General features: G+C 75.0%; 2 protein-coding genes. Both read left to right on the top strand.

The genetic code is table 11. From position 1 onward, the window contains the following. The first annotated feature begins 97 nt into the window (after positions 1-97). Positions 98-610, top strand: a complete 513-nt coding sequence (locus tag E1211_RS32055) for an acyl-CoA thioesterase (RefSeq protein WP_132353987.1) — start codon at positions 98-100, stop codon at positions 608-610. 3 nt (positions 611-613) lie between these two features. Further along, the gene (locus tag E1211_RS32050; RefSeq protein ID WP_132353985.1) at positions 614-1,240 is read left to right on the top strand and encodes a LysE family translocator; all 627 of its coding nucleotides are present in this window, start codon (positions 614-616) and stop codon (positions 1,238-1,240) included. Positions 1,241-1,294 lie beyond the last annotated feature (54 nt).

Genomic DNA, 1,294 nt, shown 5'->3' with positions numbered 1-1,294 from the left:
GGTCGGGCGGGTGAGGCGCCGCACGCAGGCCGTCGGCGCGTCCTCGACGTGCGCTCCCCCAGGTCGGTGGTGTGCTTCCCGAGGACGGACGACCACTGTGCACGACACCATCACCCTCGCCGGCCGGCCGCCGTCGGCGTCCCACCTGACCCTGTCGCAGATCATGGACCAGCATCACACCAACCTGATGGGTACGGTCCACGGTGGCCGGATCCTCAATCTCGTCGACTCGGTCGCCGGCGTGGTCGCCGCCCGGCACTCGGACGGGCCGGCGGTCACCGCGGCCATCGACGAGACCGCGTTCCTGCGGGCGGTGCGCGTCGGCGACGTCGTGCACGTCGACGCCCGGATCACCTGGGCCGGACGCAGCTCGATGGAGGTGGCCGTCCGGGTCACCGCGGACCGGTGGGACCGGGCCGTGCCACCGGTCGACGTGGCGACCGCGCACCTGGTCATGGTCGCCGTGGACGACGCGGGCCAGCCGCGCGCGGTGCCGCCGCTGCTGCCGCACACCGACGAGGACCGGCGTCGCTACCGCGAGGCGGAGATCCGCCGCGAGCACCGGCTGGCGCTGCGGCGCGCCCTGCTCGGTGACGCCGAGGAGGGCTGAGACGTGCTCGGTCTCTCCGCGGCGGCCCTCGCCGGCTACCTCGCCGCGATCGTGGTCCTCATGCTCACCCCCGGCCCGGACATGATGTTCGTCCTCGCCAACGCGGCCCGTTACGGCACCCGCGCGGGCGTGGTCGCGGCGCTCGGCGTCGCCGCCGGCGAGGCGGTACACGTCACGGCGGTGGTCTGCGGCCTCGCGGCGGCGATCTCCGCCTCGCCGGTGCTGTTCACGGTGATCCGCTGGGCCGGTGCGGCGTACCTGGTCTTCCTCGGGCTGCGGGCGCTGCGCGGCGCGGGCGAGCCGGCGGTCGCCACCGACGGGCGGGACGCCCGGGCCGGTCGGGCGTTCCTCCGTGGGCTGGTGACCAACCTGCTGAACCCGAAGATGATCCTGTTCAGCGTGGCGTTCCTGCCGCAGTTCGTCTCGCCGGCCTCCGGCGACGTCACGGCCCAGCTGGTGCTGCTCGGCGCGCTCTTCGTCGCGGTGCAGCTCACCGTCGACATCGCTCTCGGCGTGGGCGCGGGGCGGCTCGCGGGCCGGCTGGCCGACGGTCGCTGGGCCCGGCGGATCAACCGGATCTGCGCGGTCGCCTTCGTCGCCCTCGGGCTTCGCCTGGCGACGAGTTCCTAGGGTGCCCGACGGCGCCGCCGGGTGTGCCCATGTCGGAGCGGTGGAGGGACGGCC

It is taken from the genome of Micromonospora sp. 15K316, assembly GCF_004348525.1.
Taxonomy (GTDB): Bacteria; Actinomycetota; Actinomycetes; order Mycobacteriales; family Micromonosporaceae; genus Micromonospora.
The sequence above is the reverse complement of the archived record's forward strand: the minus strand, read 5'-3'. Positions and strand labels throughout refer to the sequence as shown.